This window comes from Pseudomonas fluvialis, assembly GCF_014207935.1.
Lineage (GTDB): Bacteria > Pseudomonadota > Gammaproteobacteria > Pseudomonadales > Pseudomonadaceae > Aquipseudomonas > Aquipseudomonas fluvialis_A.
The window spans coordinates 667,595-694,573 of sequence record NZ_JACHLL010000001.1 but is presented as its reverse complement, the minus strand read 5'-3'; the positions used below and the strand labels follow the sequence as shown (position 1 = coordinate 694,573).

At 65.2% G+C, this 26,979-nt stretch carries 27 protein-coding genes and 1 pseudogene; 15 read left to right on the top strand and 13 right to left on the bottom strand.

The annotated features are described in order from the left end of the window. The first annotated feature begins 22 nt into the window (after window positions 1-22). From HNP49_RS03135 to rsd, 4 genes are all read left to right on the top strand, one after another. Window positions 23-1,168 (top strand): uroporphyrinogen-III C-methyltransferase, encoded by a 1,146-nt coding sequence (locus HNP49_RS03135; protein WP_184680526.1) that lies wholly within the window; start codon window positions 23-25, stop codon window positions 1,166-1,168. Continuing rightward, window positions 1,165-2,403 carry a heme biosynthesis HemY N-terminal domain-containing protein gene (locus tag HNP49_RS03130; RefSeq protein WP_184680524.1) on the top strand — a complete coding sequence of 413 codons (1,239 nt, stop codon included), beginning with the start codon at window positions 1,165-1,167 and terminating at the stop codon, window positions 2,401-2,403. The genes HNP49_RS03135 and HNP49_RS03130 overlap by 4 nt, the downstream gene beginning before the upstream one ends. A 110-nt stretch (window positions 2,404-2,513) precedes the next feature. After that, window positions 2,514-3,005 (top strand): disulfide bond formation protein B, encoded by a 492-nt coding sequence (locus tag HNP49_RS03125; protein ID WP_184680523.1) that lies wholly within the window; start codon window positions 2,514-2,516, stop codon window positions 3,003-3,005. 296 nt (window positions 3,006-3,301) lie between these two features. Next, window positions 3,302-3,775, top strand: coding sequence for a sigma D regulator (rsd, locus tag HNP49_RS03120; RefSeq protein ID WP_184680521.1), 474 nt, complete (start codon window positions 3,302-3,304; stop codon window positions 3,773-3,775). A gap of 58 nt (window positions 3,776-3,833) precedes the next feature. On the opposite strand, the gene HNP49_RS03115 is transcribed toward rsd, so the two are convergent. Further along, entirely contained in the window at window positions 3,834-4,478 is a 645-nt protein-coding gene (locus HNP49_RS03115) for an FKBP-type peptidyl-prolyl cis-trans isomerase (protein ID WP_184680520.1), read from the bottom strand. Between the two features lie 116 nt (window positions 4,479-4,594). Here HNP49_RS03115 and HNP49_RS03110 point away from each other — a divergent pair. Continuing rightward, window positions 4,595-5,383: pseudogene (locus tag HNP49_RS03110) on the top strand (AlgP family protein); the annotation flags it as partial. Here HNP49_RS03110 and HNP49_RS03105 read toward each other — a convergent pair. After that, on the bottom strand, window positions 5,383-5,847 hold the full coding sequence (locus tag HNP49_RS03105; RefSeq protein WP_184680519.1) for a TIGR02444 family protein: 465 nt from the start codon (window positions 5,845-5,847) through the stop codon (window positions 5,383-5,385). The pseudogene HNP49_RS03110 and the gene HNP49_RS03105 sit on opposite strands and share 1 nt — an antisense overlap. Window positions 5,848-6,005: 158 nt before the next feature. On the opposite strand from HNP49_RS03105, the gene abc-f reads away from it, so the two are divergent. From abc-f to HNP49_RS03085, 4 genes are all read left to right on the top strand, one after another. Further along, on the top strand, window positions 6,006-7,925 hold the full coding sequence (gene abc-f, locus HNP49_RS03100; protein WP_184680517.1) for a ribosomal protection-like ABC-F family protein: 1,920 nt from the start codon (window positions 6,006-6,008) through the stop codon (window positions 7,923-7,925). Window positions 7,926-8,005: 80 nt separating this feature from the next. Continuing rightward, window positions 8,006-8,635 carry a LysE family transporter gene (locus tag HNP49_RS03095; protein WP_184680515.1) on the top strand — a complete coding sequence of 210 codons (630 nt, stop codon included), beginning with the start codon at window positions 8,006-8,008 and terminating at the stop codon, window positions 8,633-8,635. Between the two features lie 109 nt (window positions 8,636-8,744). After that, window positions 8,745-10,652: a cytochrome c/FTR1 family iron permease gene (locus HNP49_RS03090; RefSeq protein WP_184680513.1), complete on the top strand. Its 1,908-nt coding sequence runs from the start codon at window positions 8,745-8,747 to the stop codon at window positions 10,650-10,652. A 3-nt stretch (window positions 10,653-10,655) separates the two neighbouring features. Continuing rightward, window positions 10,656-11,105, top strand: coding sequence for a YaiI/YqxD family protein (locus tag HNP49_RS03085; protein ID WP_184680511.1), 450 nt, complete (start codon window positions 10,656-10,658; stop codon window positions 11,103-11,105). On the opposite strand, the gene HNP49_RS03080 is transcribed toward HNP49_RS03085, so the two are convergent. After that, window positions 11,102-11,572, bottom strand: a complete 471-nt coding sequence (locus tag HNP49_RS03080; RefSeq protein ID WP_184680509.1) for a thioesterase family protein — start codon at window positions 11,570-11,572, stop codon at window positions 11,102-11,104. The genes HNP49_RS03085 and HNP49_RS03080 overlap by 4 nt on opposite strands. A 122-nt stretch (window positions 11,573-11,694) precedes the next feature. Next, window positions 11,695-12,360: an isoprenoid biosynthesis glyoxalase ElbB gene (gene elbB, locus HNP49_RS03075; RefSeq protein ID WP_184680508.1), complete on the bottom strand. Its 666-nt coding sequence runs from the start codon at window positions 12,358-12,360 to the stop codon at window positions 11,695-11,697. A 213-nt stretch (window positions 12,361-12,573) separates the two neighbouring features. Between elbB and HNP49_RS03070 the strand changes: the two genes are divergently transcribed. Further along, window positions 12,574-13,812 carry a sterol desaturase family protein gene (locus HNP49_RS03070; RefSeq protein ID WP_184680507.1) on the top strand — a complete coding sequence of 413 codons (1,239 nt, stop codon included), beginning with the start codon at window positions 12,574-12,576 and terminating at the stop codon, window positions 13,810-13,812. A 4-nt stretch (window positions 13,813-13,816) separates the two neighbouring features. On the opposite strand, the gene HNP49_RS03065 is transcribed toward HNP49_RS03070, so the two are convergent. Further along, the gene (locus HNP49_RS03065) at window positions 13,817-14,383 is read right to left on the bottom strand and encodes a DUF6436 domain-containing protein (protein ID WP_184680506.1); all 567 of its coding nucleotides are present in this window, start codon (window positions 14,381-14,383) and stop codon (window positions 13,817-13,819) included. Window positions 14,384-14,485: 102 nt separating this feature from the next. On the opposite strand from HNP49_RS03065, the gene HNP49_RS03060 reads away from it, so the two are divergent. Further along, entirely contained in the window at window positions 14,486-15,448 is a 963-nt protein-coding gene (locus HNP49_RS03060) for an alpha/beta hydrolase (RefSeq protein ID WP_260407032.1), read from the top strand. Here HNP49_RS03060 and HNP49_RS03055 read toward each other — a convergent pair. Beyond that, the gene (locus HNP49_RS03055; RefSeq protein ID WP_184680505.1) at window positions 15,445-16,191 is read right to left on the bottom strand and encodes a DUF2059 domain-containing protein; all 747 of its coding nucleotides are present in this window, start codon (window positions 16,189-16,191) and stop codon (window positions 15,445-15,447) included. The genes HNP49_RS03060 and HNP49_RS03055 overlap by 4 nt on opposite strands. A gap of 100 nt (window positions 16,192-16,291) precedes the next feature. On the opposite strand from HNP49_RS03055, the gene HNP49_RS03050 reads away from it, so the two are divergent. After that, on the top strand, window positions 16,292-16,912 hold the full coding sequence (locus tag HNP49_RS03050; RefSeq protein WP_184680504.1) for a 2OG-Fe(II) oxygenase: 621 nt from the start codon (window positions 16,292-16,294) through the stop codon (window positions 16,910-16,912). Between the two features lies 1 nt (window position 16,913). Here HNP49_RS03050 and HNP49_RS03045 read toward each other — a convergent pair whose 3' ends face one another. Next, window positions 16,914-17,465: a DUF6160 family protein gene (locus HNP49_RS03045; protein WP_184680503.1), complete on the bottom strand. Its 552-nt coding sequence runs from the start codon at window positions 17,463-17,465 to the stop codon at window positions 16,914-16,916. Between the two features lie 240 nt (window positions 17,466-17,705). On the opposite strand from HNP49_RS03045, the gene HNP49_RS03040 reads away from it, so the two are divergent. Continuing rightward, on the top strand, window positions 17,706-18,200 hold the full coding sequence (locus HNP49_RS03040) for a DUF523 domain-containing protein (RefSeq protein ID WP_184680501.1): 495 nt from the start codon (window positions 17,706-17,708) through the stop codon (window positions 18,198-18,200). 42 nt (window positions 18,201-18,242) lie between these two features. Here HNP49_RS03040 and serA read toward each other — a convergent pair whose 3' ends face one another. Continuing rightward, on the bottom strand, window positions 18,243-19,472 hold the full coding sequence (serA, locus tag HNP49_RS03035; RefSeq protein WP_184680499.1) for a phosphoglycerate dehydrogenase: 1,230 nt from the start codon (window positions 19,470-19,472) through the stop codon (window positions 18,243-18,245). Between the two features lie 186 nt (window positions 19,473-19,658). On the opposite strand from serA, the gene HNP49_RS03030 reads away from it, so the two are divergent. Then, window positions 19,659-21,053, top strand: a complete 1,395-nt coding sequence (locus HNP49_RS03030) for an FAD-binding oxidoreductase (protein ID WP_184680497.1) — start codon at window positions 19,659-19,661, stop codon at window positions 21,051-21,053. Between the two features lie 138 nt (window positions 21,054-21,191). After that, the gene (locus HNP49_RS03025) at window positions 21,192-21,857 is read left to right on the top strand and encodes a fumarylacetoacetate hydrolase family protein (RefSeq protein ID WP_095939729.1); all 666 of its coding nucleotides are present in this window, start codon (window positions 21,192-21,194) and stop codon (window positions 21,855-21,857) included. A 60-nt stretch (window positions 21,858-21,917) separates the two neighbouring features. Here the strand turns inward: HNP49_RS03025 and HNP49_RS03020 are convergent, their stop codons facing one another. From HNP49_RS03020 to HNP49_RS03000, 5 genes are all read right to left on the bottom strand, one after another. Continuing rightward, on the bottom strand, window positions 21,918-22,952 hold the full coding sequence (locus tag HNP49_RS03020) for a histone deacetylase family protein (RefSeq protein WP_184680495.1): 1,035 nt from the start codon (window positions 22,950-22,952) through the stop codon (window positions 21,918-21,920). Window positions 22,953-23,125: 173 nt separating this feature from the next. Then, entirely contained in the window at window positions 23,126-24,169 is a 1,044-nt protein-coding gene (locus HNP49_RS03015) for an extracellular solute-binding protein (protein WP_184680493.1), read from the bottom strand. A gap of 27 nt (window positions 24,170-24,196) precedes the next feature. Continuing rightward, complete coding sequence (locus HNP49_RS03010; RefSeq protein ID WP_184680491.1) at window positions 24,197-24,985, bottom strand: ABC transporter permease; 789 nt, start codon at window positions 24,983-24,985, stop codon at window positions 24,197-24,199. Next, window positions 24,982-25,893 carry an ABC transporter permease gene (locus tag HNP49_RS03005; RefSeq protein ID WP_184680489.1) on the bottom strand — a complete coding sequence of 304 codons (912 nt, stop codon included), beginning with the start codon at window positions 25,891-25,893 and terminating at the stop codon, window positions 24,982-24,984. Before HNP49_RS03005 ends, HNP49_RS03010 begins: the two co-directional genes overlap by 4 nt. After that, on the bottom strand, window positions 25,890-26,939 hold the full coding sequence (locus HNP49_RS03000; RefSeq protein WP_184680487.1) for an ABC transporter ATP-binding protein: 1,050 nt from the start codon (window positions 26,937-26,939) through the stop codon (window positions 25,890-25,892). Before HNP49_RS03000 ends, HNP49_RS03005 begins: the two co-directional genes overlap by 4 nt. Between the last annotated feature and the right edge of the window lie 40 nt (window positions 26,940-26,979).

The following is a 26,979-nucleotide window of genomic DNA, read 5'->3' as shown; positions in this document are numbered from 1 at the left end:
TCGACGAGCAAAGGATGGATACGTGAGCGACGCAGTTTCTACCTCTCTCGAACAACCGGCTGCTGCCGCGCCCAGCGAGAAACCCCAGCCGGCTCCTGCACCTGCCGCAGCAGCCAAACGGGGTAACGGCCTTGCTCTGCTCTCCCTGCTGGTGGCTGCAGCGGCGGGTGGCGTGGCGGGCTGGTCGCTCCTGCAGCAGCAGGCGCAGCAGGCCCGTGAGCAGCTGCTGATCAAGCAGCTCAACGAGGCGACTGGGGCCACTCAGAGCCTGGCGCAACGTGACCAGCAGCTGCAGGCCCGCCTGGCCGAGCTGCCGACCCCTGCTCAGTTGGAGGAACGTCAGCGTCTGCTGGCCACTGTGCAGGGCGAGCAGCAGGTGCTGGCCGAGCGCCTCGACCGCCTGCTGGGCGAGAGCCGCGAACACTGGCGTCTGGCCGAGGCCGAGCATCTACTGCGTCTGGCTACCCTGCGTCTTAAGGCCCTGCAGGACATCAACAGCGCCGAAGCACTGGTCAAGGCGGCCGACGATATTCTCCGCGAGCAGGATGATCCGGCCTCGTTCGCCGCCCGCGAGCAACTGGCACTGAGTCTGGAGGCGCTGCGCAGCCTGCCCAAGCCCGACCGCACGGGGCTGTTCCTGCAACTGGCGGCCCTGCGCGAGCAGGTGGGGGGCGTACAGAGCCTGCGCCCGCAGTTCGAAAAGGGCGCCGCGGATAACCTCAACCTGTTGTCTGAAGGGGATGGGCAGAGCTGGTGGGCGGATGTCTGGGAAACCGTCTCGCCGTATTTTCGCATCGAATTCAATGCGGCCCAGAGTGTGCGCCCGCAACTCACTGGCCAGGGGCTGGCTCAGGTTCAGCTGAGCATTTCGCTGGCGCTGGAGCAGGCGCAGTGGGCGGCGTTGAACGCCCAGCAGGACATCTATGCCAATGCCCTGAAACAGGCCGAGCAGAACCTGACTACCTACTTCAACCTGGATACCCCTCAGAGCCAGGCCCTGCTGGCGCGCATCCAGGCCCTGGGTACTCAGCCGGTCGCCGTGGCGGTGCCTGATCTCGACCCGGCCCTGGCCGCCCTGCAGACCTACCTGCGCCGGCATGACAGCATCAATGCCCAGCCTCTGCCGGAAACGCCCGCCGCGGCAGTGCAAGAGGAACCGGCGCCATGATCCTGCGTGTTGTGTTGTTGCTGGTTTTGCTGGGTGCCGCCGGGTCCTGGCTGTATTTCTTCGTCGAGGCTCCCGAGCCCGGCTATGTGCTGATTGCCTTCGAGGGCTTTCGTTTCGAATCGAGCCTGTGGTTCACCCTGGTGCTGTTGGTTTCGCTGTGGCTGTTGTGGCGGCTGAGCTGGTGGTTGGTGAGTCTGCTCGGTGCTTCCGGGCGGGTTATCAATCCCTGGTCGCGTCGCAACAATCAGCGCCGCGTGCAGCTGGCGGCCGAGCAGGGCATGCTCGATCTGGCCGAGGGGCGCTGGGCGCGGGCCCTGCGTCACCTGCAACGCGCGGCCGAAGGCGAGGCGCGTCCGCTGATGCATTACCTGGGCGCGGCGCGCGCCGCGCACAAGCTGGGGCAGGTCGAGGAGAGCGAGCGTCTGCTGGAGCGGGCGCTGGATCGTCAGCCCAAGGCGGAGCTTGCCATTGCTCTGGCGCATGCCGAGATGCAGCAGTCCCGTGGCGAGTTGCAGGGCGCTCTGGAGACTCTGGAAGTCATGGCCAAGCGTCACCCGCTGCATCGTCAGGTGTTGCGCCACCTGCTGCGGGTGCAGCAGCAGCGGGGTGACTGGTCCGCGCTGCTCGGTCTGCTGCCTGAATTGCGTAAGGCCAAGGTGCTGGCGGCAGAAGAGCTGGACCGTCTGGAACTGCAGGTTTGGCAGGGGCGTCTGCGTGCCGCCGGCAGCGAGGGACTGGCCAGTCGCGACAGCCAGGCGCTGCAGCGTACTTGGCAGCAGTTGAGCAAAGTCCAGCGCGAGCAGGCCGAGCTGGTGGTGGTGTATGCCGAGCAGCTGCAGCAACTAGGGGCCGAGGCTGAGGCCGAAGAAGCCCTGCGCGCGGTACTCAAACGTGGTTTCCGGCGCGACCTGCTGGGGCTGTTCGGCAGCCTGCGTGGTCGCGATCCGGCGCGCCAGCTGCAGCTGGCCGAAGGCTGGCTCAAGGATAATCCCGGCGATGCTGCTCTGTTGCTCTGCCTCGGCCGTCTGTGCCTGCAGTGCCAGCTGTGGGGCAAGGCGCGTGAGTACTTCGAGAGCAGCCTGAGCTTTGCCCGCACGGCCGAGACTTGTGCCGAGCTGGGTCGCCTGCTGGCCCACCTGGGGGACCCCGAACGCAGTAACCAGCTGCTTCAGGAAAGCGTGCAACTGCTGGAACAGCGCCTGCCCGCCCTGCCCATGCCCGGGCAGCACGGCTGAAACTCTGGCGACACAAGGCGGTCTATCAGCGACTAACGCCCGCGCCCTTGCTTGAAAGGGGCGGGCGCTTTCCTCTACCGTAGCCGCCTCTCTTACCCACAGGTGTTGTCATGCCGCTGGCCAGTCCCCGCAATCTGTTCGCTCTCGCCTTTCTTGCCTGTGTCGCCATGATGGGCGCGGCGCTGTATCTGGAGCATGTGCTGGGTCAGGAACCCTGCCCGCTGTGCATCGTGCAGCGAATCCTGCTGATTGCCTTCGGCCTGGTCTGCCTGTTGGCAGCTGTACACAATCCGGGGCGTGGCGGTCGCATGGGCTATGCCGGCGTGGCCGGACTGTTTGCTCTGGGCGGCGCCGCCACTGCCGGCCGGCAGATCTGGCTGCAGACCGTGCCGGCTGATCAGTTGCCCGCCTGCTTGCCAAGCCTGGACTACATGCTGCAGGCCTTTCCGTTTCAGGAAATCATCCGCGTGGTACTGCATGGCAGTGCCGACTGCGCCGAGGTCAACTGGACCCTGTTCGGCCTCAGTATTCCCGAGCTGAGCCTGCTTGGCTTCGTCGTCTGCATCGGTCTGGCGCTCTATCAGGGGCTGCGCCGCAGCTGAAGCGGAAGCGGCGCATGGTCTGGCCTCCAGGCTCATGCGTCGTGCCTTGCCGCCGGGGGATTAAGCTCTGCCCCGCCGCGCCGGGCGCTGCCGCTAGCGTCTCCGGCAATTAAACGCCCGTATGAAAGCCGCGCTTGCTGGCGTTATGCCACGGGCATAATCTGGCTTTGCGCGCCGCGGGCCTCACCCCTGCCAACATAAAAAACTATCCGCAGCGCCTTCCCATCCGCAGTGCCGTGACAGGAGTGTTCACGGCGGGGATCAATAACGAGAACTTCATAGGGAAGAGAATCGTCATGCTTGAGAGTTGTCAAAGTGCCCAGGAACGCTGGGGTGGTGTGCACCTGCTGATCGATCGCTGGCTGCGTGAGCGCCATGAGCTGATCAAGGCCTTCGAGGCGTTGCATGCGGAGGTGCCGGCCCCCAAGGCACACAGTGCCGAGTTGCTGGGTTTCTGCCAGATCCTCGTCGATTACGTGTCGGCCGGGCATTTCGAGGTGTACGAGCAACTGATGGCCGAGGCCCGCGCCTTTGGTGATCAGCGAGGGTTGGAACTGGCCAAACAGATCTACCCGCGCATCGAGGCCATCACTGAGGCCGCGCTGGCTTTCAACGATGGTTGCGACAACGGCGACAGCCGTGAAGGCGAATGTCTGAGCAGTGAGCTGAAGCGCCTGGGCCAGCTGCTCCATGAACGCTTTGAGCTGGAAGACTGCCTGATTGAAGTGCTGCATACCGCGCACAGCAGCCAGGTCGCCCAGCCGGTGTGATGGTTCTGCTCGGCGTTTGCCGGGCCCTCACGATGCACCCCGCGAAAGCCGCTGCTGGTCAGCGGCTTTCCAGCAACTCCACTTCGAAAACCAGCGGCGCGTGCGGCGGAATCAGGTCGCCGGCGCCTTCTGCGCCATAGGCCTGCGCCGACGGAATCACCAGCTGCCAGCGCGCACCAGCCGGCATGGCCAGCAGCGCGCTGCGCCAGCCAGCGATCAGGCTGTCCAGGTGAAACCACTGCGGCTCCCGGCTTTCATCGAATAGCGTGCCATCGGCCAAGCGACCGCTGTAGCGCACGCTCACCTGCTGGTTTGCCTTGGGCTTGGCGCCCTGGCCCGCGCGCAGCTCACGCCAGAGCACGCCACCTGGCAGCTCATGGGTGCCGGGCTTGGCCTTTTCCCGAGCCAGAAAGCGACGTTCGGCCTGCAGCGCAGGACTGCCATCCGTTGAACTGGCCAGTCTGGCTTCATGGGCGGCGAGCAAGGCTTCGATCTTGTCTTCAGGCAGCTCCAGTTTCTCTCCGCGATAAGCCTGCTGCAGACCTTTGAGCAGCGCCTTCAGCTGCAGCTCCGGCACTTCATCACGCAGGCGTTCACCCAGGCGCACGCCGAGGCTGTAGGACAGCTCCTCTGGATTGTCGGGCTTGGCCAGGACGGGCGATGGCAGGATGAGGGCGACGAGCAGCAAGGGCAGACAGCGCATGGGGAATCTCCGGCCGGACAGGCGAACGATTATGCCAGTGCGCTGGTGACGGGTGTTGGCGTCTCCACTTCGGGCCGTCTAGTATGGGCGCTTAATCATCGCCAGGAGGCTCAATCATGCCGGCCAAGAAGAAGTCAGTGACCACTCCGCTGCATCTGCTCCAGCAACTTTCCCACAGCCTGCTTGAGCACCTCGAGGATGCCTGTGCCAAGGCCCTGGCGGATGCCGAGAAACTGCTGACCAAACTGGAGAAGCAGCGCGGCAAGGCTCAGGCCAAACTGCACGAAGCGCGCAGCAAGCTGGAACACGCTGCCGTTGAAGGCAAAGCCAAGGCGCAGGCCAAGGCCAAGAACGCCATCACCGAACTCGAAGAGCTGCTGGAAACGTTGGCCAAGCGCCAGGGCGAGACCCGTCAGTACATCCAGCAACTGAAGAAAGATGCCCAGGACAGCCTCAAACTGGCTCAGGGCGTCGGCAAGGTGCGCGAGGCTGCGGCCAAGGCGCTGGGTCTGCGTGAGGCCAAGCCGGCGGTTGCCGCTAAGGCACCAGCCAAAGCAGCGGCAAAACCGGCTGCTCGCAAGCCGGCCGCTGCCAAGCCTGCCAGCAAGCCGGTAGCCAAGACGGTGGCAAGCAAGCCTGTTGCGGCCAAGCCGGCAGCCGCCAAGAAACCCGTAGCAGCGGCGAAACCGGTAGCGGCGAAGAAGCCGGTCGCCAGCAAGCCGGTGGTGGCTAAACCTGCGGCCAAAGCACCGGCGGCCAAGCCCGCTGCAAAACCGGCCGCCAAGCCGGCTGTAAAAAAGCCGGCAACCGCTAAGCCAGCCGCCAAACCGGTAGCGGCCAAGCCGGCTGCGGCGCCTGCTGTTGCTCCTGCCGCCGCGCCAGCGGCCGAAGCCAAGCCGCAGGCTTAAGCTTCGTGCAGCGCACGGCGTAACTGCCGCTGCGCATCCTCCAACTGGGCGGCCTGCGGGCCGCCCAGTGCATTCAGCCAGTCATCCAGTGTTTCGCTCTGAGTGGTGGGCCAGTGCTCGCTGAGTTGCTGCAGGCGCTCCAGCAGGTAGCGTTCAGCCTGCAGTTCCAGTTGCTTGAGGGTTTCGCGCAGTTCTTGCAGCCGGGCATCCTGCTGCGCGGCCTGGCGCCAGCGCTGACGCTGTTCCCGCAGCGGCACGATGACCTCCTGCTGCCAGGTCCTGGCCTGTTGCTGCAGGGCTTCGGCACGCTCCGGCGTGCAGGCTACGCCGCGCCTGCCCAGCCAGCCGGCGGTCAGCAGCAGGCAGACATCCGCGCCCTGGGCCTGCAGTTGCAGGCAGGCGCTTTCCACACCCGGACGGGCGTAGCGGTCGCAGGCAAAACTCCACAGGTCGCTTGGCATCGCTGGCTCCGTGGCGATGAGTGGTAGACTGCGCGCTTTCGTAGAGAACCCGGAAGCTGGCCATGCGGTGGCCGCTCGGGTCTATCCATTTTCGCTAAATTGCGCTTTTTCGCCTGTCGCGCTGCTTGCGGCGCGCGCGAGGGAGCGAACAGGCTGTCATGATCAAGATACAGAATCTTACCCTGCAACGCGGCCCGCAACGTCTCCTCGAAGGCGCCGAGCTGACCCTGCATCCCGGCCAGAAAGCCGGTCTGATTGGCGCCAACGGTGCGGGCAAGTCCAGCCTGTTCGCCCTGCTGCGTGGCGAACTGGGCCCGGATGCCGGCGACTGCCAGTTGCCGCCGGACTGGCGCATTGCCCACATGCGTCAGGAAGTCGATAACCTCGAGCGCCTGGCGGTGGACTATGTGCTGGACGGCGATGAGCCGCTGCGGCGCATTCAGCAGCAGCTCAGTCAGGCCGAGGAGACGCACGACGGCACCGCCATTGCCCGTCTGCACATCGAGCTGGATAACGCCCAGGGCTATACCGCCGATGCCCGCGCGCGCAAGTTGCTGGCCGGCCTGGGCTTCTCCAGTGAGCAGATGGAGCGCCGGGTCGGCGACTTCTCCGGTGGCTGGCGCATGCGCCTGAACCTGGCGCAGGCGCTGATGTGTCCGTCCGACCTGTTGCTGCTCGACGAACCGACCAACCACCTCGATCTTGATGCCATCCTCTGGCTGGAAGACTGGCTCAAGAGCTACCCCGGCACCCTGCTGCTGATCTCCCACGATCGCGATTTTCTCGACGCGGTGGTCGACCATATCGCGCACCTCGAACAGCAGAAGCTGACGCTGTACCGCGGCGGCTACTCGGCCTTCGAGCGCACCCGCGCCGAGCGCCTGGCGCAGCAGCAGCAGGCGTTCGACAAGCAGCAGGCGCAGCGCGCGCACATGGAAAAGTACATCGCCCGCTTCAAGGCGCAGGCGACCAAGGCGCGCCAGGCGCAGAGCCGGATCAAGGCGCTGGAGCGCCTGGAAGAGCTGGCGCCGGCCCATGTCGATTCGCCGTTCGAGTTCAGCTTCCGCGAGGCGGACAAGATTTCCAGCCCGCTGCTAGACCTCAGCGAAGGGCAGTTGGGCTATGGCGACAAGGCGGTGCTGCAGCAGGTCAAACTGCAGCTGGTGCCGGGTGCGCGCATCGGTCTGCTGGGCCCCAATGGTGCGGGCAAGTCGACCCTGATCAAGACCCTGGCCGGCGAGCTGCAGCCGCTGGGCGGGCGACTGGCGCGCGGCGAAAACCTGGCCATCGGCTATTTCGCCCAGCATCAGTTGGACGGCCTGGACGCCAAGGCCAGCCCGCTGCTGCACCTGCAGCGCATTGCCCCGGGTGAGCGCGAGCAGACCCTGCGCGATTTTCTCGGCGGCTTCGACTTCCGCGGTCCGCGCTGTGACGAGGTGGTGGTGAACTTCTCCGGCGGCGAGAAGGCGCGCCTGGCCCTGGCCCTGATCGCCTGGCAGAAGCCCAACCTGCTGCTGCTCGACGAACCGACCAACCACCTCGACCTGGAAATGCGCCTGGCCCTGACCCTGGCTCTGCAGGAATTTGCCGGTGCGGTGCTGGTGGTCTCCCACGATCGTCATCTACTGAAAAGCACCACCGACGAGTTTCTGCTGGTCGCCGATGGCCGCGTGCAGCCCTTCGATGGCGACCTGGACGATTACAGCCGCTGGCTGGTGGACTACCGCGCGCGGCAGGCGGCCACTAATGCGCCGGCATCGGCAGCCGGTACACCCGACAAGACCGACAAGCGCGCCCAGCGCCAGGCCGCCGCCGCGTTGCGCCAGCAACTGGCACCGCACAAGAAGGCCGCCGACAAGCTGGAGAAGGAGTTGTCTACCCTGCATGAGCAGCTGGCCCAAGTTGAAGCCAGTCTCGGTGACAGTGCGCTGTACGAGGCGGCGCGCAAGGATGAGCTGCGCGACCTGCTGGCCCGCCAGACCCAGCTCAAGAGCCGCGAGGCCGAGCTGGAGGAGGCCTGGATGGCGGCGCTGGAGGAGCTGGAAAGCCTGGAACAGCAACTGGCCCAGGCCGAGTGACTCTGTGCCGCGAGCCCCGGGCTTTCCCGGCGCCGGCGGCAGCATTACGCTGAACCGTCGTTGATTGAAGTGAGGATGCCATGAGCCTGGATACCTGGATTGCCCTGTTCATCGCCTGCTGGGTGATCAGCCTGTCGCCGGGTGCCGGTGCCATTGCCTCGATGAGCGCCGGCCTGCACTACGGCTTCTGGCGCGGCTACTGGAACGCCATAGGCTTGCAGCTGGCCTTGCTGCTGCAGATCGCCATCGTCGCCGCTGGCCTTGGTGCGGTGCTGGCCACCTCCGAGCTGGCGTTCGGGCTGATCAAGTGGTTCGGCGTCGCCTACCTCGTCTACCTCGGCTGGAAACAGTGGGTGGCGCCGCCCAGCGAGATAGTTGCCGCCACCGGCGAGCGCCCGCTTGGCCGCCCGCTGACGCTGGTGCTGCGCGGTTTTCTGGTCAACGCCAGCAACCCCAAGGCCATCGTCTTCATCCTCGCGGTGCTGCCGCAGTTTCTCGACACCCGGCAGCCGCTGCTCGGTCAGTACCTGCTGATGGCCCTGACCATGGTGGCCGTCGATCTGGTGGTGATGGCCGGCTACACCGGACTGGCGGCTCGGGTGCTGCGGACCTTGCGCGAGCCGCACCAGCAGCGTCTGCTCAACCGCACCTTCGGCGGCCTTTTTATCGCTGCGGCCGGTCTGTTGGCCACCGTTCGCCGCACCGCCTGAGGCGGGCTAAGCGGCATTTCGCCGCAGGTCAGCCGGCGCAGGTGGATTGTTGGAACTCTGCAGGAAGAGGACAATCCAACCTGTTCCCATTCTCATTTGGCTGTTGCGAATGAATCCTCTGTGTCGTTTCGCTGTTTTCCTGTTGCCGCTGCTGCTCGCCTGCACGGCTCCCGTCATGGCCCAGGAGGAGTCCTCTGCCGCGGCCGCCAAGGCCCTGCATCTGCTGAGCTACTTGGCGGCGGATTACCCGGCCACCGTGTCTGCGGGTGAAATTCGCGATGCCAGCGAGTACCGCGAGCAGCAGGAGTTCGCCAAGCTCCTGCCGACTCTGGTGCAGAGCCTGCCGGCCAGCGCGGCTCAGGCCTCTCTGCTCGCCGGTCTGGCGCAACTGGGGCAGGCCATCGAGCAGCGTCAGGATGGCGCCGCGGTCAGCCTGCAGGCGCGCAGCCTGGCTCAGCAACTGGCCAAGGCCTACGCGGTCAGCCAGAGCCCGGCCATCACCCCGGATGCCAAGCGCGGCGCCCAGCTGTTCGCCCAGCAGTGCAGCGTGTGTCACGGCGTCGGCGGTCAGGGCGATGGTCCGGCCAGCATCGGCATGCAACCGGCGCCGACCAACCTGACCAATACCGCGCGGTTGGATCAGCTGAGTCTGTATGACCTGTTCAACACCTTGACACTGGGCGTGGACGGCACCGATATGGCCGCCTTCGCCGATCAGCTGGATGAGCGTCAGCGCTGGGATCTGGCCGTCTATGTCGCCAGCCTCAGCGTGCCGGCGGGTAGCCCGGCGCCGGCCTCGACATTCAGCTTGCAGCAGCTCAGCGGCCTGACACCGGCGGCGATTGCGGCTAGCGAGGGCAGCGAACAGGCCGCCGCGTTCCGTGCGGCGAGGGCGCAACCGCAGTTGCCGCAGCGCTCTTCGACGCAACTGATCGAGTTCACCCGTGAGACCCTGCAGGCCAGCCTGAAGGCCTATCGCGAGGGTGCCAGCGAGCAGGCCTACGACCTGTCCGTGGCGGCCTATCTGGAAGGCTTCGAGCTGGTCGAAGGGGCGCTGAACAACGTCGATCCGGCCCAGCGCAAACGCACCGAACAGGCTCTGATGGCCTACCGTCAGGCCCTGCAGGAGCAACTGCCGGCCAGCGAGGCCGAGTCTCGGCTGCAGGCGGCGGGCGAGCAGCTGCAGCGCTGTGTCGAAGTGCTGGGCAGTGACGGTCTGAGTCAGTCGCTGAGCTTCTTCTCCAGCCTGCTGATCCTGCTGCGCGAGGGCCTGGAAGCGATTCTGGTGCTGGCGGCCATCCTCGCCTTCCTCAACAAGACCGGTCAGCAGCATGCGACCCGCAGTGTGCATGTCGGCTGGGGCCTGGCACTGGTTGCCGGCTTCGCCACCTGGGCCGTGGCGGCCCTGTTGCTGGATATCAGCGGCGCCCAGCGCGAGCTGCTCGAAGGCGGCACGGCGCTGTTCGCCAGCGTGATGCTGCTGTGGCTTGGGGTGTGGATGCATGGCCGGCGTCAGGCCGATGCCTGGCAGGCCTACCTGCGCCAGTCGATGCTGGGCAGTGGCGGTCGTTTCGGCTTCGCCCTGCTGGCCTTCATCGCGGTGTACCGCGAGCTGTTCGAGGTCATCCTGTTCTATGAAACCCTCTGGCTGCAGGCCGGCGCTGCGGGTCAGCCCTGGGTGATCGCCGGTGCGCTGGCTGCGCTGGTGCTGCTGCTCGGTCTGGCCTGGGTCATTCTGCGCGGCGCCGCGCGGTTGCCGCTGGGCGCCTTCTTCAGCGCCAATGCGCTGCTGATGTGCGCGCTGGCCGTGGTGTTCGCCGGGCATGGCGTAGCCGCCCTGCAGGAAGCCGGGCGCCTGCCACTGGCGCCGGTGCCGTTCTTCGAGCTGGACTGGCTGGGCGTGCATCCGGATGCCTATGGGCTGGCCGCGCAGGGGCTGGTGCTGGCCCTGATCGCGCTGTTCTACGGGCGTGACTGGTGGCGCAGCCGCCAACTGCGCCTGGCCGTGGAGGGCTGATCGGTGCGGGTGTGGATCGATGCCGATGCCTGTCCGCGTCTGGCTCGCGATCAGGTGGTCAAGTTCGCCCTCAAGCGCGGCTTCGAGGTGGTGCTGGTGGCGGGCCAGGCCGTGGCGCGGCCCAACTTCGCCTGTGTCCGGCTGATCGTGGTGCCCAGCGGCCCCGATGCGGCCGACGATCATCTGGTCGAACACGCCGAGCCGGGCGATCTGGTGATCTGCAGCGATGTGCCGCTGGCCGACCGTCTGGTGAAGAAGGGTGTGGCCGCCCTCGATCCCCGTGGCCGTGAGTTCGACGAGCGCAACATGGGTGAGCGGCTGGCGGTGCGTAACCTGTTTACCGACCTGCGCGAACAGGGGCAGGTGGGTGGCGGTCAGGCAGCCTATGGCGAGAAGGATCGCCAGGCCTTTGCCAATTCACTCGACCGTCTGCTGACCCGTCTGCTGCGCTAACCCGTCAGATAGGTGCCGGTGCCGACGGCGACCAGAGTGCCGTCTTCGCTGTGCAGCTCGCTACGCACCACCGCCACCTTGTTGCCGGAACGCAACAATACGGCCGTGGCGGTAAAGCGCTGACCGCGGCCAGGGCGAAGATAGTCGACGCGCAGGTCGATGGTGCCAAGCTTGGACAAGCGCGTCATGCGTTCCTGGCTGGACAGGTGCTGGTGCTTGTCGAAGGCACCGATCAGCGCCATGGCGCCGCCGCAGACATCCAGCAGGGTCGAGATCACCCCGCCGTGGAGAATGCCCTGGACGAAGTTGCCGATCAGCTCGGGCTTCATCGGCAGGTGCATGGTGACCCGTTCGGCACTCAGCTCATCCAGCTCGATGCCCAGCAGCCGGTTGAACGGAATGCGCTCGAAGAAGCTGGCGACAGCCGCGCGCAGCTCGTCGGTGAGAACGAAGGGGGTGTGGCTCATGACGCGGCTCCGGGTCCGTGGACGGTTCTGCACGCTGCCGCAAATGCAGTCTGGCGGCCAGAGGCGCGGCGTTTGTGCCCGCGACTCTGGCCGGATGGCGGCAGGGTTTTCCCGCTATGGGCTCAGCCCGGGGTGTGGCTGAGTTCCAGCACGGCATCGACCAGCTTGTTGATGCCGGCCGCCGCCTGGCTGATCGATTGGGCCAGCATGTAGGCCGGGGTGGTGACCAGCTTGTGCTGGGTGTCGATGACGATGTCATCCACGGCGCACTCGGCATGCACGGCGCCCATGGCTGTCATGGCCTGGGCGGTTTCATGGTCGGTGCCGATGGTGCAGGTGACGCCGGCGCCGAAGATCTTGGCTGCCAGAGCCGGGGCGATGCAGATCAGGCCGACCGGCTTGCCGGCCTTGACGAAGGCCTGGGTGGCGGCCAGCACATCGGGCTGTACCGTGCAGCGTGCGCCGAGCAGGGCGAAGTCGGAAAGGTTCTTGGCCACGCCGAAACCGCCCGGCAGGATCACCGCGTCGAAGTCGGCCACATGCAGCTCGTGCAGGTCCTTGATGTTGCCGCGGGCGATGCGCGCCGACTCTTCCAGCACGTTGCGCTGCTGGTCCATCTCGTCGCCGCGGTAGTGGTCGATCACATGCATCTGGGGGATGTTCGGGGCAAAGCACTGCACCTGCGCGCCACGCTGGTCGAGGCGCAGCAGGGTGAGCACGCTTTCGTGGATTTCGGCGCCGTCGTACACACCGCAACCGGAGAGGATCACCGCGACTTTCTGCTTCATTGCTAGCTCCTGAATTCAGCGGCCCGCAGGCCATGGCTTATGGCGTCAGTTTTACTCGCTGGCGGGGGCAGGCGTCGAGCCTGAGTTTGTCGCCAAATGCCGCTCTACCTGTCATCCGCCGCTGCCTGCACCTTGTGGCCGGGCGACTAGGATGAACAGGAAGCCCTTGAGTGGGTATGGCATTCCAATATGGCATCGAGGCAAGGCGGCGGCATGAATTACGTTCTGTATGCGATTCCCTTCTTCTTTCTGCTGATCGCGCTGGAGCTGGGCGCCGATCACTGGCGCGGTGTGCGCACCTATCGCCTGGCGGACGCGATCAACAGTCTCAGCGCCGGGGTGCTGTCGCAGGCGCTGGGCCTGCTGACCAAGGCCCTGGGCATTCTGGTGTACGCCGTGGCGTTCGAGCAGCTGGCGCTGTTCCAGCTGGACGCCAATGCGCTCTGGGTGTGGCTGCTGGCGTTTGTCTTCTACGACTTCTGCTACTACTGGAACCACCGCATCGGCCACGAGCGCAATGTGTTCTGGGCGGCCCACGTGGTGCATCACCAGAGCGAGGAGTACAACCTCTCCACCGCCCTGCGCCAGACCAGCACCGGCTTTCTGCTGAGCTGGATCTTCTACCTGCCGATGGCGCTTGTCGGTGTGCCGCCGCTGGTGTTCCTCACGGTGGCGGCGCTGAACCTGCTCTACCAGTTCTGGGTGCATACCCGGCATATCCCCAAGCTCGGCTGGTTCGAGTGGGTTTTCGTTTCACCCTCCAATCACCGTGTCCACCACGCGCAGAACCCGGTCTACATGGACCGCAACTACGGCGGCGTATTCATTATCTGGGACCGGCTGTTCGGCACCTTTCAGGAAGAGCTGGACGAAGAGCCGGTGATCTTCGGCGTGACCACGCCGCTGGCCAGCTGGAACCCGCTGTGGGCCAATGTGCAGTTCTATGTGCAGCTGTGGCGTGATGCCGTGCGGGCCGGTTCCTGGTGGGACAAGCTGCGTATCTGGTTCATGCCCACCGGCTGGCGCCCGGCCGATGTGGCCGCGCAATACCCGCTGGCCAAGCCTGACCTGGCCAGCTTCCGCAAGTTCGAGGTGCCGCTGGGGCGCGGGCGTCAGTGCTATGCCGCGTTGCAGTTCTCCGTCTATGTGCTGGGCGCTACCGGCCTGCTGATGCAGGCGCCGCAGGTGTCCTATGTGGCCCTGATGATCGGCTGCGCCTGGGTGGCCTTCGGACTGTATGTCATCGGTGTGTGGCTGGAGAACCGGTCCAGCGCCACGGTGCTGGAGTGGCTGCGCCTGCTGCTCAATGCTCCGTTGCTGGCGGCTGCGCTGGCGCTTGGCCTGCTGCCGGCGGGCGTGGCCGTCTGGCCGTGGCTGGCCGGTTACAGCCTGCTCAGCGCCGCCGGCCTGCTGTGGCTTAGCCGCGAGCAGGCGACCCAGGCCGTCGCCTGAGTTGTCAGTTGTTCTGCCAGTCGCAGAAGCAGCCCACCGCCAGGTTGTTCGACGCCTTAACCGGGCGATCGGCGAGCAGGGCTTCGAGAATCGGCTCGATGAAGCTGTTGCTGGAGGTGCATACCGCCCCCGAGCTGTAGGGGCCGAAGTAGGCCAGGCGGCCCTGTCTGTCCCAGATGGCCACCGCCGGGCTGGCCGGCAACTGCTCACTGCCGGGCAACTGCGCCAGCGCTCGCAGGCCATTGAGCGGTGCCGGCAGCTCGCCCTGGCTGCTGGGTTTTTGCACGCTGTAGAAGTCCACGCCGTGTTCGCCAAAACGCGCCAGCAGCTCGCCCAGATGCTGCTGGTTGCCGACATTGCACGGGCAGGCTGGGTCCCAGAAGTGCACCAGACGCACCGGGCCAGGGCCGCGCAGTTCGGCGGGCAATTGCAGCAGGCTGCCGTCGAACAGGGCCGTCTGTTCGGTGAATGGGCGGATGTAGCGTGCCTGGTACCACCAGAAGGCAGTCGCCATCAGGCCGACCCAGAGCAGGGCAAACAGGCTGGCGAGCAGGGTTTTGCGGCGGGACATGCGCGATACATCGTCAGTGGCAGGCTTTGAGGGGCGCTAGCTTGCCACGGGCGGCGGCGCAGCAGAATATCGGCAGCCGTGTTTGTTGTTGGCGAAGCGTTCATGCCCAGTTTCTCGAAGCCCGGTTTTTCGATGTCCACCGCCGAGTCGTTCCAGCCCGAGCGGTTGCAGGCGGCTCTGCGTCCGGCCCTTGCCAGCGCCGAGGCCGGCCAGGGGCTGCAGGTCTACCGGGCTTTCTATGGCTTGCCTGAGGATTGTGAGCACCGTCTCGGTCGGCTGTCGCTGGGCGGCTACGAGCTGGCTGTGCAGCTGTGGTTGCCGGAGAAACCCCGCGCCACGCTGATTCTGCTGCACGGCTATTACGACCATCTCGGGCTGTATGGCCATCTGCTGCGCTGGGCGCTGGAGATGGGCTTTGCCGTGCTGGGCTGCGATCTGCCCGGGCATGGCCTGTCCAGTGGCGCGCGGGCGAGCATCGGCGAGTTTGCCGAATACCAAGCGGTGCTCGACGGGCTGTTTATCCAGGCGGCCGAGCTGCAGCTGCCAACGCCCTGGCATCTGGCCGGGCAAAGCACCGGCGGGGCGATTCTGCTGGATTACCTGCTGACCGGTGCGCCGCGCCCGGAAGAGGGGCAAACCCTGCTGTTTGCCCCGCTAGTGCGGCCTCGGGCCTGGCACTGGTCGCTGCTCAGCTACCGTCTGCTGCGGCCGTTTGCCGAGGCCATCCCGCGGCGCTTTTATGCCAATTCCCACGATGCCGAGTTCATCGATTTCGTGCAGAACCATGACCCCCTGCAGCCGCAACATCTGCCGACCGCCTGGGTGGGCGCGCTATCACGCTGGATTCCGCATATCGAGGCGGCACCGCGCAGCACACGTCGGCCGCTGGTGATCCAGGGGCAGGGCGACATGACGGTGGACTGGCGGCATAACCTGGGTGTGCTGCAGGCCAAGTTCGACCAGCCCGAGCTGATCATCCTGCCCGAGGCGCGCCATCACCTGGTCAACGAGCGTGCCGACCTGCGTCGTTACTACTTCGATCGGCTGAGTCAGCGCTTCTCTTAAAGGCCGCTGGTTTGTGCCGGTCCCTGCAGAGCGGCTTTTACCGCCGCCAGCGCGGCGCGGTAGTAGTCGCGGCCGGCAGGTGACTGGGCGAAGCTGACGAACTCTTCCAGTTCGGCGTCGGACAGCTCGCGATAGACATGCAGCAGGGTGTTGTCCAGATCACCATCGATCTGTGCCTGCAGGCGCTGACGCTGGGCATCGAGCATGCCCTGGGCCTGGTCGGCCCCCAGCAGGCCGGGGAGCATCTGGCTGAGGCTGTCGGCGGCGACACCGGCCAGGGCCAGGCTGACCTCGGCGCCGGCTTGGCTGGCTGGCAGCGCTTGCGCCAGGTGGCGGATCAGCAGGCGGCGGGTGGCATCTGCCTCGCTGCGCGGCAGCCCCTGGCTGTGCTGGGCCAACTGATCACGACGGGTGGCCAGCAGCTCGGCAGCGGTGACCTTACGCCCGGTGGCGGACTGGAAGAAGGCCAGTGCCGGCGCGGGGTCGCCGAGGTTGCTGCGCAGGGCCGCCTGTGCGCGCTGCTCCATGCCCTCGGCCGCGAAACGGCGGTTGCTGTTGCTCAGCAGGGTTTCATACAGCGCTGGCGGCAGGCTGTCCTGATAGCGTTGCTGGGCGGCCTGCAGGGCATCGCTGAAGTGGCTGCGCTGCTCGGGCCAGCCGGCCGTCTGATACAGCGCTTGCAGCGTATCGGCGAGGGCGGGCAGGGAAAGCAGGCTCAGCACAAGCAGCAAACAGGGTCGCATGGTCACTCCGTCGGTAGATGCCGTCCGTGCCGGCGTGGATATTGTCTGGCGCCGGCGCCCGGCTTGTCGAGGCCGAGAGGCAAACGGGTAGAATTGTGCCATGGACACTTTCAGTACATCCCAGTTGCAACAGATCTGTGACGACCTGGCCGGCCCCGGCTGGTCGCTGCAGCCCATGGCCCTGAGCGTCGACTTCTCCCGGGAACTGGCGGCCGAGTGCCGCCGTCGGGCGGAGCAGGGCGCGTTGAAGACGGCGGGTGTCGGCCGCGCGGCTGGCGCCCAGGTGCAGGAAGGTATCCGTGGCGATGCCATCCAGTGGCTGGAACCCGGCCAGGCACCGGTCAGCGACCGTTATCTGGCTCTGATGGATACCCTGCGCGGCGAATTGAACCGGCAGCTGTACCTGGGGCTGGAAGACTTCGAGTGTCATTTCGCCCTGTATGAGCCCGGTGCCTTCTACCAGAAGCATGTGGACCGCTTTCGCGATGATGATCGCCGCGCGGTTTCAGCCGTGCTCTACCTCAACGAGGCGTGGCTGGCGGAGCAGGGTGGCGCGCTGCGTTTGTATCCCGAGGGTGTTGAGCCGAAGGATGTGCTGCCGCAGCTGGGCACGCTGGCGGTATTCCTGTCCGCCAACCTGCCCCACGAGGTGCTGCCGTCCACCCGCGAGCGACTGTCGCTGACCGGTTGGTTCCGCCGCCGCGGGCAGGCGCCGTTCTGAATCAGTGACCCCAAACGCGCAGGGTGCTGCGGATATCGCTGATGTCGCGAATCTCGAAGGCGCCCAGAGTGCTGGAGCCCGGTGCGCCCTGATTGCCCAGGCCAAGTTCGCCGGCAATACGCAGACGGATGGTCAGTGGCTGGGTGATGATGCCGTCGGCGATCAGTTGGTCGCTGGTGGTCTTCAGATCGGGCAGTTGCAGTTGCAGCTTCTTGGTGCCCCCCTGGTCAACTACATCGACCTTGAGGGTCGGGGCGTTGACCAGGCCGCTGATGAAGTAGAGTTTGGCCGCGCCATAGGCGACACCGACCGGACAGGCGCCGGGCGCCACGCAGCCGTTGTCGATCACCAGATTGCGGATCTGCAAGCTGTTGCCGTCGTCCTCCCAGGCGACCTTGCCGATCTGGGTCTTGAGGTCGAGGGTCAGGGTGATCCCGGCCTGGCCGGTGACGTCGCGCAGGTCCTGATTATTCAGCGCCTGCAGGGCGGCCTGGGCGTTCAGGCTGAGCAGCGCCGAACAGCAGGCCAGCGCGAGGGTGACTTTTTTGAGCATGGCGGCAATCCGTGGCGAGGTGATGTTGTTGTGCGCGGCAGTGTGCGCGCGGGGGCGCCGCCTCACTAGGGCGGCTTGCCGGTTCCCGCCGAAGGATGGGGCGGCAGTCCGCGTTCCAGAGCGGCCGAAGGTTGGGTTCTGGCTGTTTTCTGCAACTAAGGTTGCGCTTTGCCGGCGGGCATTCGCGGCGAGGCTGTGATCCTCGGTAAGGCGCCTGTTACGTCAGGCCACAAGGGACTTATGGAAAAGATACTGGTCAGTCGTTGCCTGCTCGGGCAGCCGGTGCGTTATGACGGTGGCGCTCATGGTCCGCGGGACCTGTTGCAGCGCTGGCAGGCCGAGGGGCGAGTGGTGCCTTTGTGCCCTGAGGTGTTCGGTGGCTTGCCGACGCCGCGGGCGCCGGCCGAGATCACCGGTGGGCAAGGGGCGCGGGTGCTGGATGGCGAGCTGCCGGTACTGACGGTCGATGGCGCCGATGTCAGCCCGGCATTTCTGGCCGGGGCGCGGGAAGCCTTGCGCCTGTGCGCGGAGCACGGCATTCGCTTGGCAGTGCTCAAGGCGCGCAGCCCGTCCTGCGGCAATCATGAGAATTACGATGGCAGTTTCAGTGGCGTGCGCGTGCCGGGCGAAGGCGTGACAGCAGTGGCCCTGCGCCGTGCCGGGGTTCTTGTGCTCAACGAGGATGAGTTGGCTCAGGCCGAGTCCTGGCTTTTAGAACAGGAGTCGCAGGCATGAAAAAGGGAGGCCTAAGCCTCCCTTTTTCGTCGCGTCGCCTACTTAGAACAGTACGCGGCTGCGGATGGTGCCGTTGACGTGCTGCAGCTTTTCCAGAGCCAGGTCCGAGTACTCGGCGTCTACGTCGATGACCACGTAGCCGACCTTGTCGTTGGTCTGCAGGAACTGACCACAGATGTTGATGCCGTTGTCGGCGAACACCTTGTTGATCTCGCTCATCACGCCCGGGATGTTGGCGTGGATATGCAGCAGACGGTGCTTGCCCGGGTGCGCCGGCAGGGCGACTTCCGGGAAGTTGACCGAGGACACCGAGGTGCCGTTGTCGCTGTACTTGACCAGCTTCTCGGCCACTTCCAGGCCGATGTTGGCCTGCGCTTCGGCAGTGGAACCACCGATGTGCGGGGTCAGGATCACGCGATCCAGGCCACGCAGCGGGCTCTCGAACTCTTCATCGTTGGATTTGGGCTCGACCGGGAATACGTCGATGGCCGCGCCGATCAGGTGCTCGTCCTTGATGGCAGCGGCCAGGTGATCCAGCTCGACCACGGTGCCGCGGGCGGCGTTGATCAGAATGCCGCCCTTCTTCATGGCGCGGATTTCCTTCTCGCCGATCATCCACTGGGTGGACGGCAGTTCCGGCACGTGCAGGGAGACGATGTCGCACATGCCCAGCAGGTCGTGCAGCTTGCCGACCTGAGTGGCGTTGCCCAGCGGCAGCTTGGTGACCACATCGTAGAAGAACACCTGCATGCCCATGGCTTCGGCCATTACCGACAGCTGGGTGCCGATGGAGCCGTAGCCGACGATGCCGAGCTTCTTGCCGCGAATCTCGAAGGAGTTGGCCGCCGACTTGATCCAGCCACCGCGGTGGCAGGAGGCGTTCTTCTCCGGGATACCGCGCAGCAGCAGGATGGCTTCGGCCAGCACCAGCTCGGCTACCGAGCGGGTGTTGGAATAGGGTGCATTGAACACGGCGATGCCGCGCTCGCGGGCAGCAGCCAGGTCGACCTGGTTGGTGCCGATGCAGAAGCAGCCAACGGCGACCAGCTTCTTGGCACAGTCGAAGACCTCGGCGGTCAGCTGGGTGCGCGAGCGGATACCGATGAAGTGAGCGTCGGCGATCTTCTCTTTCAGCTCGTCATCGGACAGTGCGCCTTTGAGGTACTCGATGTTGCTGTAGCCGGCAGCCTTCAGCGTGTCGACAGCGTTCTGGTGCACGCCTTCGAGAAGAAGGAACTTGATCTTGCTCTTGTCGAGAGAGGTCTTGCTCATCGGAGTACCTGTTGTCCCGTGATGTATGACTGGGAAAGCGGCCAGCAAGTGGCTGGCGCGGGCCGCGAGTCGGGCTCTGGCACGATTCGCGGGGGGCGTATGCTAGCATATGAGCCCCCCGAAATACCCACCCCTGGCCGATGAAGCGTGCTCAGGGTGACCATGAATACTTTGAGAGTTCCGCGAATGACCAATCCTGCGCTGATCGAAGAGCTGAAGACCCTGGTGGATGCCGGCAAGGTACTCACCGACGCCGATTCGCTGAACGCCTACGGCAAGGATTGGACCAAGCATTTCGCTCCCGCGCCGACCGCCATCGTCTTCCCCAAGACCATCGAGCAGGTACAGGCCGTTGTGCGCTGGGCCAACCAGCACAAGGTCGCCCTGGTGCCGTCCGGTGGTCGTACCGGCCTGTCTGCCGGTGCCGTCGCGGCCAATGGTGAAGTGGTGGTGGCGTTCGACTACATGAACCAGATTCTCGAATTCAACGAATACGACCGCACCGCAGTGTGCCAGCCGGGCGTGGTGACCAAGCAGCTGCAGCAGTTCGCCGAGGACAAGGGGCTGTACTATCCGGTGGATTTCGCTTCCAGCGGTTCCAGCCAGATTGGCGGCAATATCGGCACCAATGCCGGCGGGATCAAGGTCATTCGCTACGGCATGACCCGCAACTGGGTGGCCGGCCTCAAGGTCGTCACCGGCACCGGCGAACTGCTGGAGCTGAACCGCGACCTGATCAAGAACGCCACCGGCTACGACATGCGCCAGCTGTTTATCGGCGCCGAAGGCACCCTTGGCTTCGTGGTTGAGGCCACCATGCGTCTGGATCGCGCGCCGAAGAACCTCACCGCCATGGTGCTCGGCACCCCGGACTTCGATTCGATCATGCCGGTGCTGCATGCCTTCCAGGGCAAGCTCGACCTGACCGCGTTCGAGTTCTTCTCCGACAAGGCCCTGGCCAAGATCATGGCCCGTGGCGATGTGCCGCCGGCTTTCGAGACCGACTGCCCGTTCTATGCCCTGCTGGAGTTTGAGGCGACCACCGAGGAAGTGGCCAACCAGGCCCTGGAAACCTTCGAATACTGCGTCGAGCAGGGCTGGGTGCTGGACGGCGTGATGAGCCAGAGCGAGCAGCAGCTGCAGAACCTGTGGAAACTGCGCGAGTACATCTCCGAGACCATCAGCCACTGGACTCCGTACAAGAACGACATCTCGGTCACCGTGAGCAAGGTGCCGGCGTTCCTCCACGACATCGACCGCATCGTCGGCGAGAACTACCCGGACTTCGAGGTGGTGTGGTTCGGCCACATCGGCGACGGCAACCTGCACCTGAACATTCTCAAGCCGGATAACCTGTCCAAGGACGAGTTCTTCGCCAAGTGCGCGACGGTGAACAAGTGGGTGTTCGAGACCGTGCAGAAGTACAACGGTTCGATCAGTGCCGAGCACGGCGTGGGCATGACCAAGCGCGATTACCTGCACTACAGCCGCTCCGAGGCGGAAATCGCCTATATGAAGGCGGTCAAGGCGGTGTTCGATCCGAACGGGATCATGAACCCCGGAAAGATTTTCCCGGTTTAAGTCTTACCTCCCCTCTCCCTCCGGGAGAGGGGCCGGGGGTGAGGGATTTTCAGGCTACTCCGAGCCGCCTGCGAGACCCTCACCCTAGCCCTCTCCCTGAGGGAGAGGGGATCAACGCCTCATCCCAGGAGTGGCCCCATGAGCTACCAGCACCACTACACCGACGGCACGCCGATCCACTTCCCGCTGGGCAAGGTGGTCTGTGTCGGGCGCAACTACGCCGAGCATGCCGCCGAACTGAACAATCCGATCCCCACCGAGCCGCTGCTGTTCATCAAGCCGGGCAGCTGCACCGTGGCGCTGGATGATAGTTTTGCCATCCCGCAGGACCGCGGCGCTGTGCATTTCGAGGCGGAGATCGCCGTGCTGATCGGCAAGCCGTTGTCCAAGCAGCCTTCCGAGGAGGAGGTGCGCGACGCCATCTCCGGCTATGCCCCGGCACTGGATCTGACCCTGCGTGACGTGCAGGCCAAGCTGAAGGAAAAGGGCCTGCCCTGGGAGCTGGCCAAGAGCTTCGATGGCGCCTACGTGTTGGCACCGTTCGTGGCTGCGGATGCGGTGGAGGATGTGCGCGACATCGGTATCCGCCTGTCCATCGACGGCCAGCTGCGTCAGGACGGCAACAGCCGCGACATGCTCAACCCGATCATCGGCCTGATCCAGCACATTGCTGGCCACTTCAGCCTACAGCCGGGCGACGTGGTGTCCACCGGCACTCCGGCCGGTGTCGGCCCGCTCGCCAGTGGCGAGCAACTGGACATCGAACTGGTGGGTCTCAGCCGTTTCAGCACACGTGTGCTGTAAAGACGGCTCCGCTTCAGTGAAAAGGCCCGGCAATTGCCGGGCCTTTTTGTTGCGGCGCGTTCAGCGCTGGGTACTGTCGAAGCCCTGCAGCACGTTGATGGCATTGATGCCGATCTCTTCCACCGCGTAGCCGCCTTCCATGACGAACAGGGTCTGCAGGCCCAGCCGGCCGATGATTTCGCCCATGCGCGTGTAGTCCGGGCTGTCCAGCTTGAACTGTGAGATCGGGTCTTCCTTGAAGGTGTCCACGCCCAGCGACACCACCAGCGCGTCGGCGCCGTAGGCGGCGATCTGCCGACAGGCGGCGGCCAGCGCCAGGCTCCACACCGACCAGTCGCTGCCAGCGGCCAGCGGGTAGTTGAAGTTGAAACCGTCGCCCACGCCCACGCCCTTCTCGTCGGCAAAGCCGAGGAAGTACGGGTACTCGAAACGCGGGTCGCCGTGGATCGAGGTGAACAGCACGTCGCCGCGGTCGTAGAAGATGTCCTGGGTGCCGTTGCCGTGGTGGTAGTCGACGTCGAGGATGGCGACCCGGCTGGCGCCCTGGTCGAGCATGGCCTGGGCGGCAATCGCGGCGTTGTTCAGGTAGCAGTAGCCGCCGATGTAGTCGGCCGCGGCATGGTGGCCCGGCGGGCGGCACAGGGAGAACACGCCGCGGGCGCCTTTGGCCAGTTCGGCCTGGCCGGTCAGCGCCACGTTGGCCGAGGCAGTGATGGCTTTCCAGGTGCCGGCGGTGATGGGCGCGCCGGCATCGAAGCTGTAGTAACCCAGCTTGCCGTCGATGGTGTCGGGTTCGACGTCGCGCAGACGGCGTACCGGCCAGGTCATCGGCAGCATGTCGTGGCTGCGGCCCAGAGCAGTCCAGTCGCTCCAGGCGTTTTGCAGGAAACGCACAAAACCTTCGCTGTGCACGCGGCGCACCGGGTCGAGGCCGAACTCGCGCGGCGCGGCGATCGGGCCGAGATCCACCGCCTTGGCGCGGGCCAGCACCATGTCGGCGCGACTGGGCATCTCGAAGCAGGGTTTGAAAGTGCCATCGATCAGTTCGGCGGCACCGTGGTGCAGATGATGATCGTCGCTGTAAATCGTCAGCATGAAAGGCTCCCCGGACGCATTTGGCGCCCGTCAGGCAGGACATCGAGAGGAGAGAGCGTGCGAGCGCAGCTCAGGCTAGGCGAAAGCAGGCGAGGGTGCGGAGTTTACGAGCTGTAAATGAGCAGCCCGAGCCTGCTTTCAACGACGCATGAGCAAAGCGCAGCCGCTCGACGTTATTTCTTCAGCTTGGTCCACACCGTACTACGCAGCTTCAGCGCCTTCGGCGAGCAGAGCTGGAAGGGGCGCAGGCGGTCGAGCTTGTCTTTTGGCGTGTTGATGGCCGGGTCCTCGAACAGTGCCTTGTCCATGAACTGCTCGGCGCCGGCGATGGCGTTGTTGTACTTGGCGAAGTTGGAGGCGGCGGCGATGTTTTCCGGCTGCATCATCCAGTTGATGAAGACGTGGGCTTCCTTGACGTTGCTGGCGCCCTTGGGAATGGCGAAGTTGTCGATAAAGGCGCTGATGCCTTCCTTCGGATAGACGTAAACCAGGCTGTCACGCTGCTCCTTGGCGCGGTGGAAGGCGCCATTCCACTGCTGGTGCATGGCCACTTCGCCGGCGGCCATGCGCTCGATGGTGCCGTCGCTGTTGTACATGGCCAGCATGTCTTTCTGCTTGAGCAGCAGCTCCTGGATCTTCTTGGCGTCCTGCGGGTTTTCGGTGCACACGTCGATGCCCAGGTAGCGCGCCGCCGGTGGATAGAGGTCATCGGCCGAGTTGAGTGCCACCACCTTGCCCTTGAGTTCGGCCGGCGGTTCGAAGAAGGCCTTCCAGCTCTCTTCAACCACGCCGCCCGGTACGGCCTTGGCATCGTAGCTGTAGCCGGTGGTGCCCCACAGGTAGGGCACGGTGTAGTCGTGGCCCGGATCGAAGTCGAGGCTCTGGAAGGTCGGCGCCAGGTTCTTCAGGTTGGGCAGCTGGCTCTTGTCGAACTTCTGCAGCAGGTCTTCCTGCACCATGATCTGGATGAAGCTGTCCGACGGTACGATCACGTCGTAGTTACCACCACCGGCCTTGAGCTTGGCCAGCAGGGTTTCGTTGGAGTCGTAGGCATCCAGGGTGGCCTTGATGCCGGTGTCGGCCTCGAACTTCTTCAGCAGCTCCGGCGGGTAGTAGTCCGACCAGTTGGCGAAGTTGAGGGTACCGGCGGCCTGAGCGGTGCCGGTGAGGCCTAGTGCGAGCAGAACGGACAGCGCGAGCGGGGTGCGACGGATCATGGTCTGGCTCCTTGCGTGGGGTGAGGCTCAGCGCTTGCGCTGGCCGATGTAGTACGACAGTGCGACGAAAGCGATGGAAATCAGAAGCATGATCGTCGAGATGGCGTTTATCTTCGGCGAAATGCCCATGCGGATAGAGCTGAAGATGTAGATCGGCAGGGTGGTCGAGCCGGCCCCGGCGACGAAGTAGGTGATGACGAAGTCGTCCATAGAAATGATGAAGGCCAGCATCGCTCCGGAGAGGATGCCCGGCAGCAGCAGCGGGAAGCTGATCCGCCAGAAGGCCCGCCACGGCGAGGCATACAGATCGGCGGCGGCCTCCAGCAGGCGCGGGTCCATGCCCTGCAGGCGGGCGCGGATCGGCAGGTAGGCGAAGGGCGTGCAGAACACGATGTGGGCAATCAGGATGGTCAGCAGCGACAGCTTCAGGCCGATGAAGGCGAAGAACATCAGGATGGCTACGGCGCAGACGATATCCGGCACCAGCAACGGCAGGCCGAGTACGCCTTGAATGGCGCCCTGACCGCGAAAGCGCGGGCCGTGCATGCCCAGCGCGGCGAGTGTGGCCAGGCAGGTGGAGATCAGGGTGGCGAGGGTGGCGACGATCAGCGAATTCTTCGCCGCGCGCAGAATCTCCGCGTCATTAGCCACCACGCTGTACCACTTGAGGCTGAAGCCCTGCCACAGGGTGGCCGACTGGCCGCTGTTGAAGCTCAGCGCCACCAGCACCAGGATCGGAACGTAGAGGAAGGCGAAGAACACCCAGGCCGCCGGGCGTACCCCGGTGAAGCGCCACAATGGGCCTTGCAGGTTCATATGCGCACCTCCGTGCTGCGGCGCTGGCGCAGGCCGTTGAACAGCAACGCCAGCAGCACCAGGCTGAACAGGGCAAAGGCCAGCGCCGAACCCAGCGGCCAGTTGTGCGCCGAGCCGAACTGCAGCTGCACCAGGTTGCCGATCATCAGCGCCTTACCGCCGCCCAGCAGCTCGGGAATGATGTAGTTGCCCAGCGCCGGAATGAACACCAGCGTGGTGCCGGCCAGCATGCCCGGCAGGGCCAGCGGCAGGATGATCCGCTTGAGGGCCTGGAAACGGTTGGCGCCGAGGTCGAAGGCGGCCTCCACCAGGCGCCAGTCGAGCTTCTCCAGGCTGGTATAGATCGGCAGCACCATGAACGGCAGGAAGGTATAGAGCAGGCCGATCATCACCGCGGCATCGCTATACAGGATGCCCAGCGCCCCGTCGCCCAGACCGATCAGGCCCAGGCCGCTGTCGATCAGACCGCCGTTGCGCAGCAGCAGAATCCAGGCATACACGCGCACCAGCAGGTTGGTCCAGAACGGCACCGTGACCAGAAACAGCAGCAGGTTGCGCTTCTTCTCGCTCTGCAGCGCCAGGTACAGGGCGGTGGGGAAGCCGATCAGCAGGCAGCCCAAGGTGGTCATCACGGCTAGACCGAGGGACCGCTGGAAGATGCCCAGGTAGTCGGTGTTGAACACCAGGCTGTCGTCCAGGTCGCGTTCATAGAGGAAGTTGATGTAGGCCTCGGCGGAATACTGGCCCCATTTCACCCCGCCGTAGTCGCCGGGCTGGAGGAAGGACACCAGCAGCATGATGGCCAGTGGCGCGACCAGAAAGACCGCCAGAACCAGCATGCTCGGCGTGATCAGGCCGAGCCGGCGCAGCAGCTGGCGGCGCGCCGCGAGTTGGCGTGGCGTGCTCATTCGGCCAGCACCCGGATGGCGGCGGAGGGCACGTCGATGCGCACCGCGTCACCGCGTTTGAGGGGCTGGGCGGCACCCAACCGGTTCTGCTGGCGCACGCGGAAGCCCGACTGCCCGGCGACCTTGAGCAGATAGAGGGTGTCGGTGCCGATGTACACCACTTCCTCTACCTCGCCCTGCAGATCGCCGCTGTCCTGCAGGCTGATGCGTTCCGGGCGGATGGCCAGTGTCACCGGGCCCGGCGTTGGGCTGACAACGCTGAGCAACTGGCCGTCGGCCAGGCGCACGCCGCTGGCGAAGGCATCGGCCGCAAGGAAGTTGGTTTCGCCAATGAAGTCGGCCACGGTGCGGTTGACCGGTGCCTCGTAGATCTCGGTAGGTGAGCCGACCTGCAGGATGCGCCCCTGGCTCATCACCGCAATGCGGTCGCTCATGGTCAGGGCTTCTTCCTGATCGTGGGTGACGAAGATGAAGGTGATGCCGGTCTCGGCCTGCAGACGCTTGAGCTCGATCTGCATGTCCTTGCGCAGTTTCATGTCCAGCGCCGACAGCGACTCGTCCAGCAGCAACACCTTGGGCCGGCTGGCCAGCGCGCGGGCCAGGGCAATGCGCTGTTGCTGGCCGCCGGAAAGCTGATCGGCGCGGCGCTCGGCTACATGGGGCAGCTTGACCAGCGCCAGCATGCGCTCGACGGTGGCGGCGATCTCGGCCTTGGGTTTGCCCTGCATCTCCAGGCCGAAGCCGATGTTCTGCGCCACCGTCATGTGCGGGAACAGGGCGTAGCTCTGGAACACGGTGTTGACCGGGCGGCGGAACGGCGGCAGGTCCTGCATGGGCTCGCCATACAGGCGGATGATGCCGGCGCTGGGCTGCTCGAAACCGGCGATCAGCCGTAGCAGCGTGGTCTTGCCGCAACCCGAGGGGCCCAGCAGGGTAAAGAATTCGTTGTCGCGGATTTCCAGCGAGACGTCATCCAGCGCCTTGTGGCCGCTGCCGGGAGTGCCGTACTCCATGCTCAGGGATTCGATCGAAATCGCGCTGCTCATCCGCTATTGCTCCCTAACCAATTGTATTTATTGGTTTTTA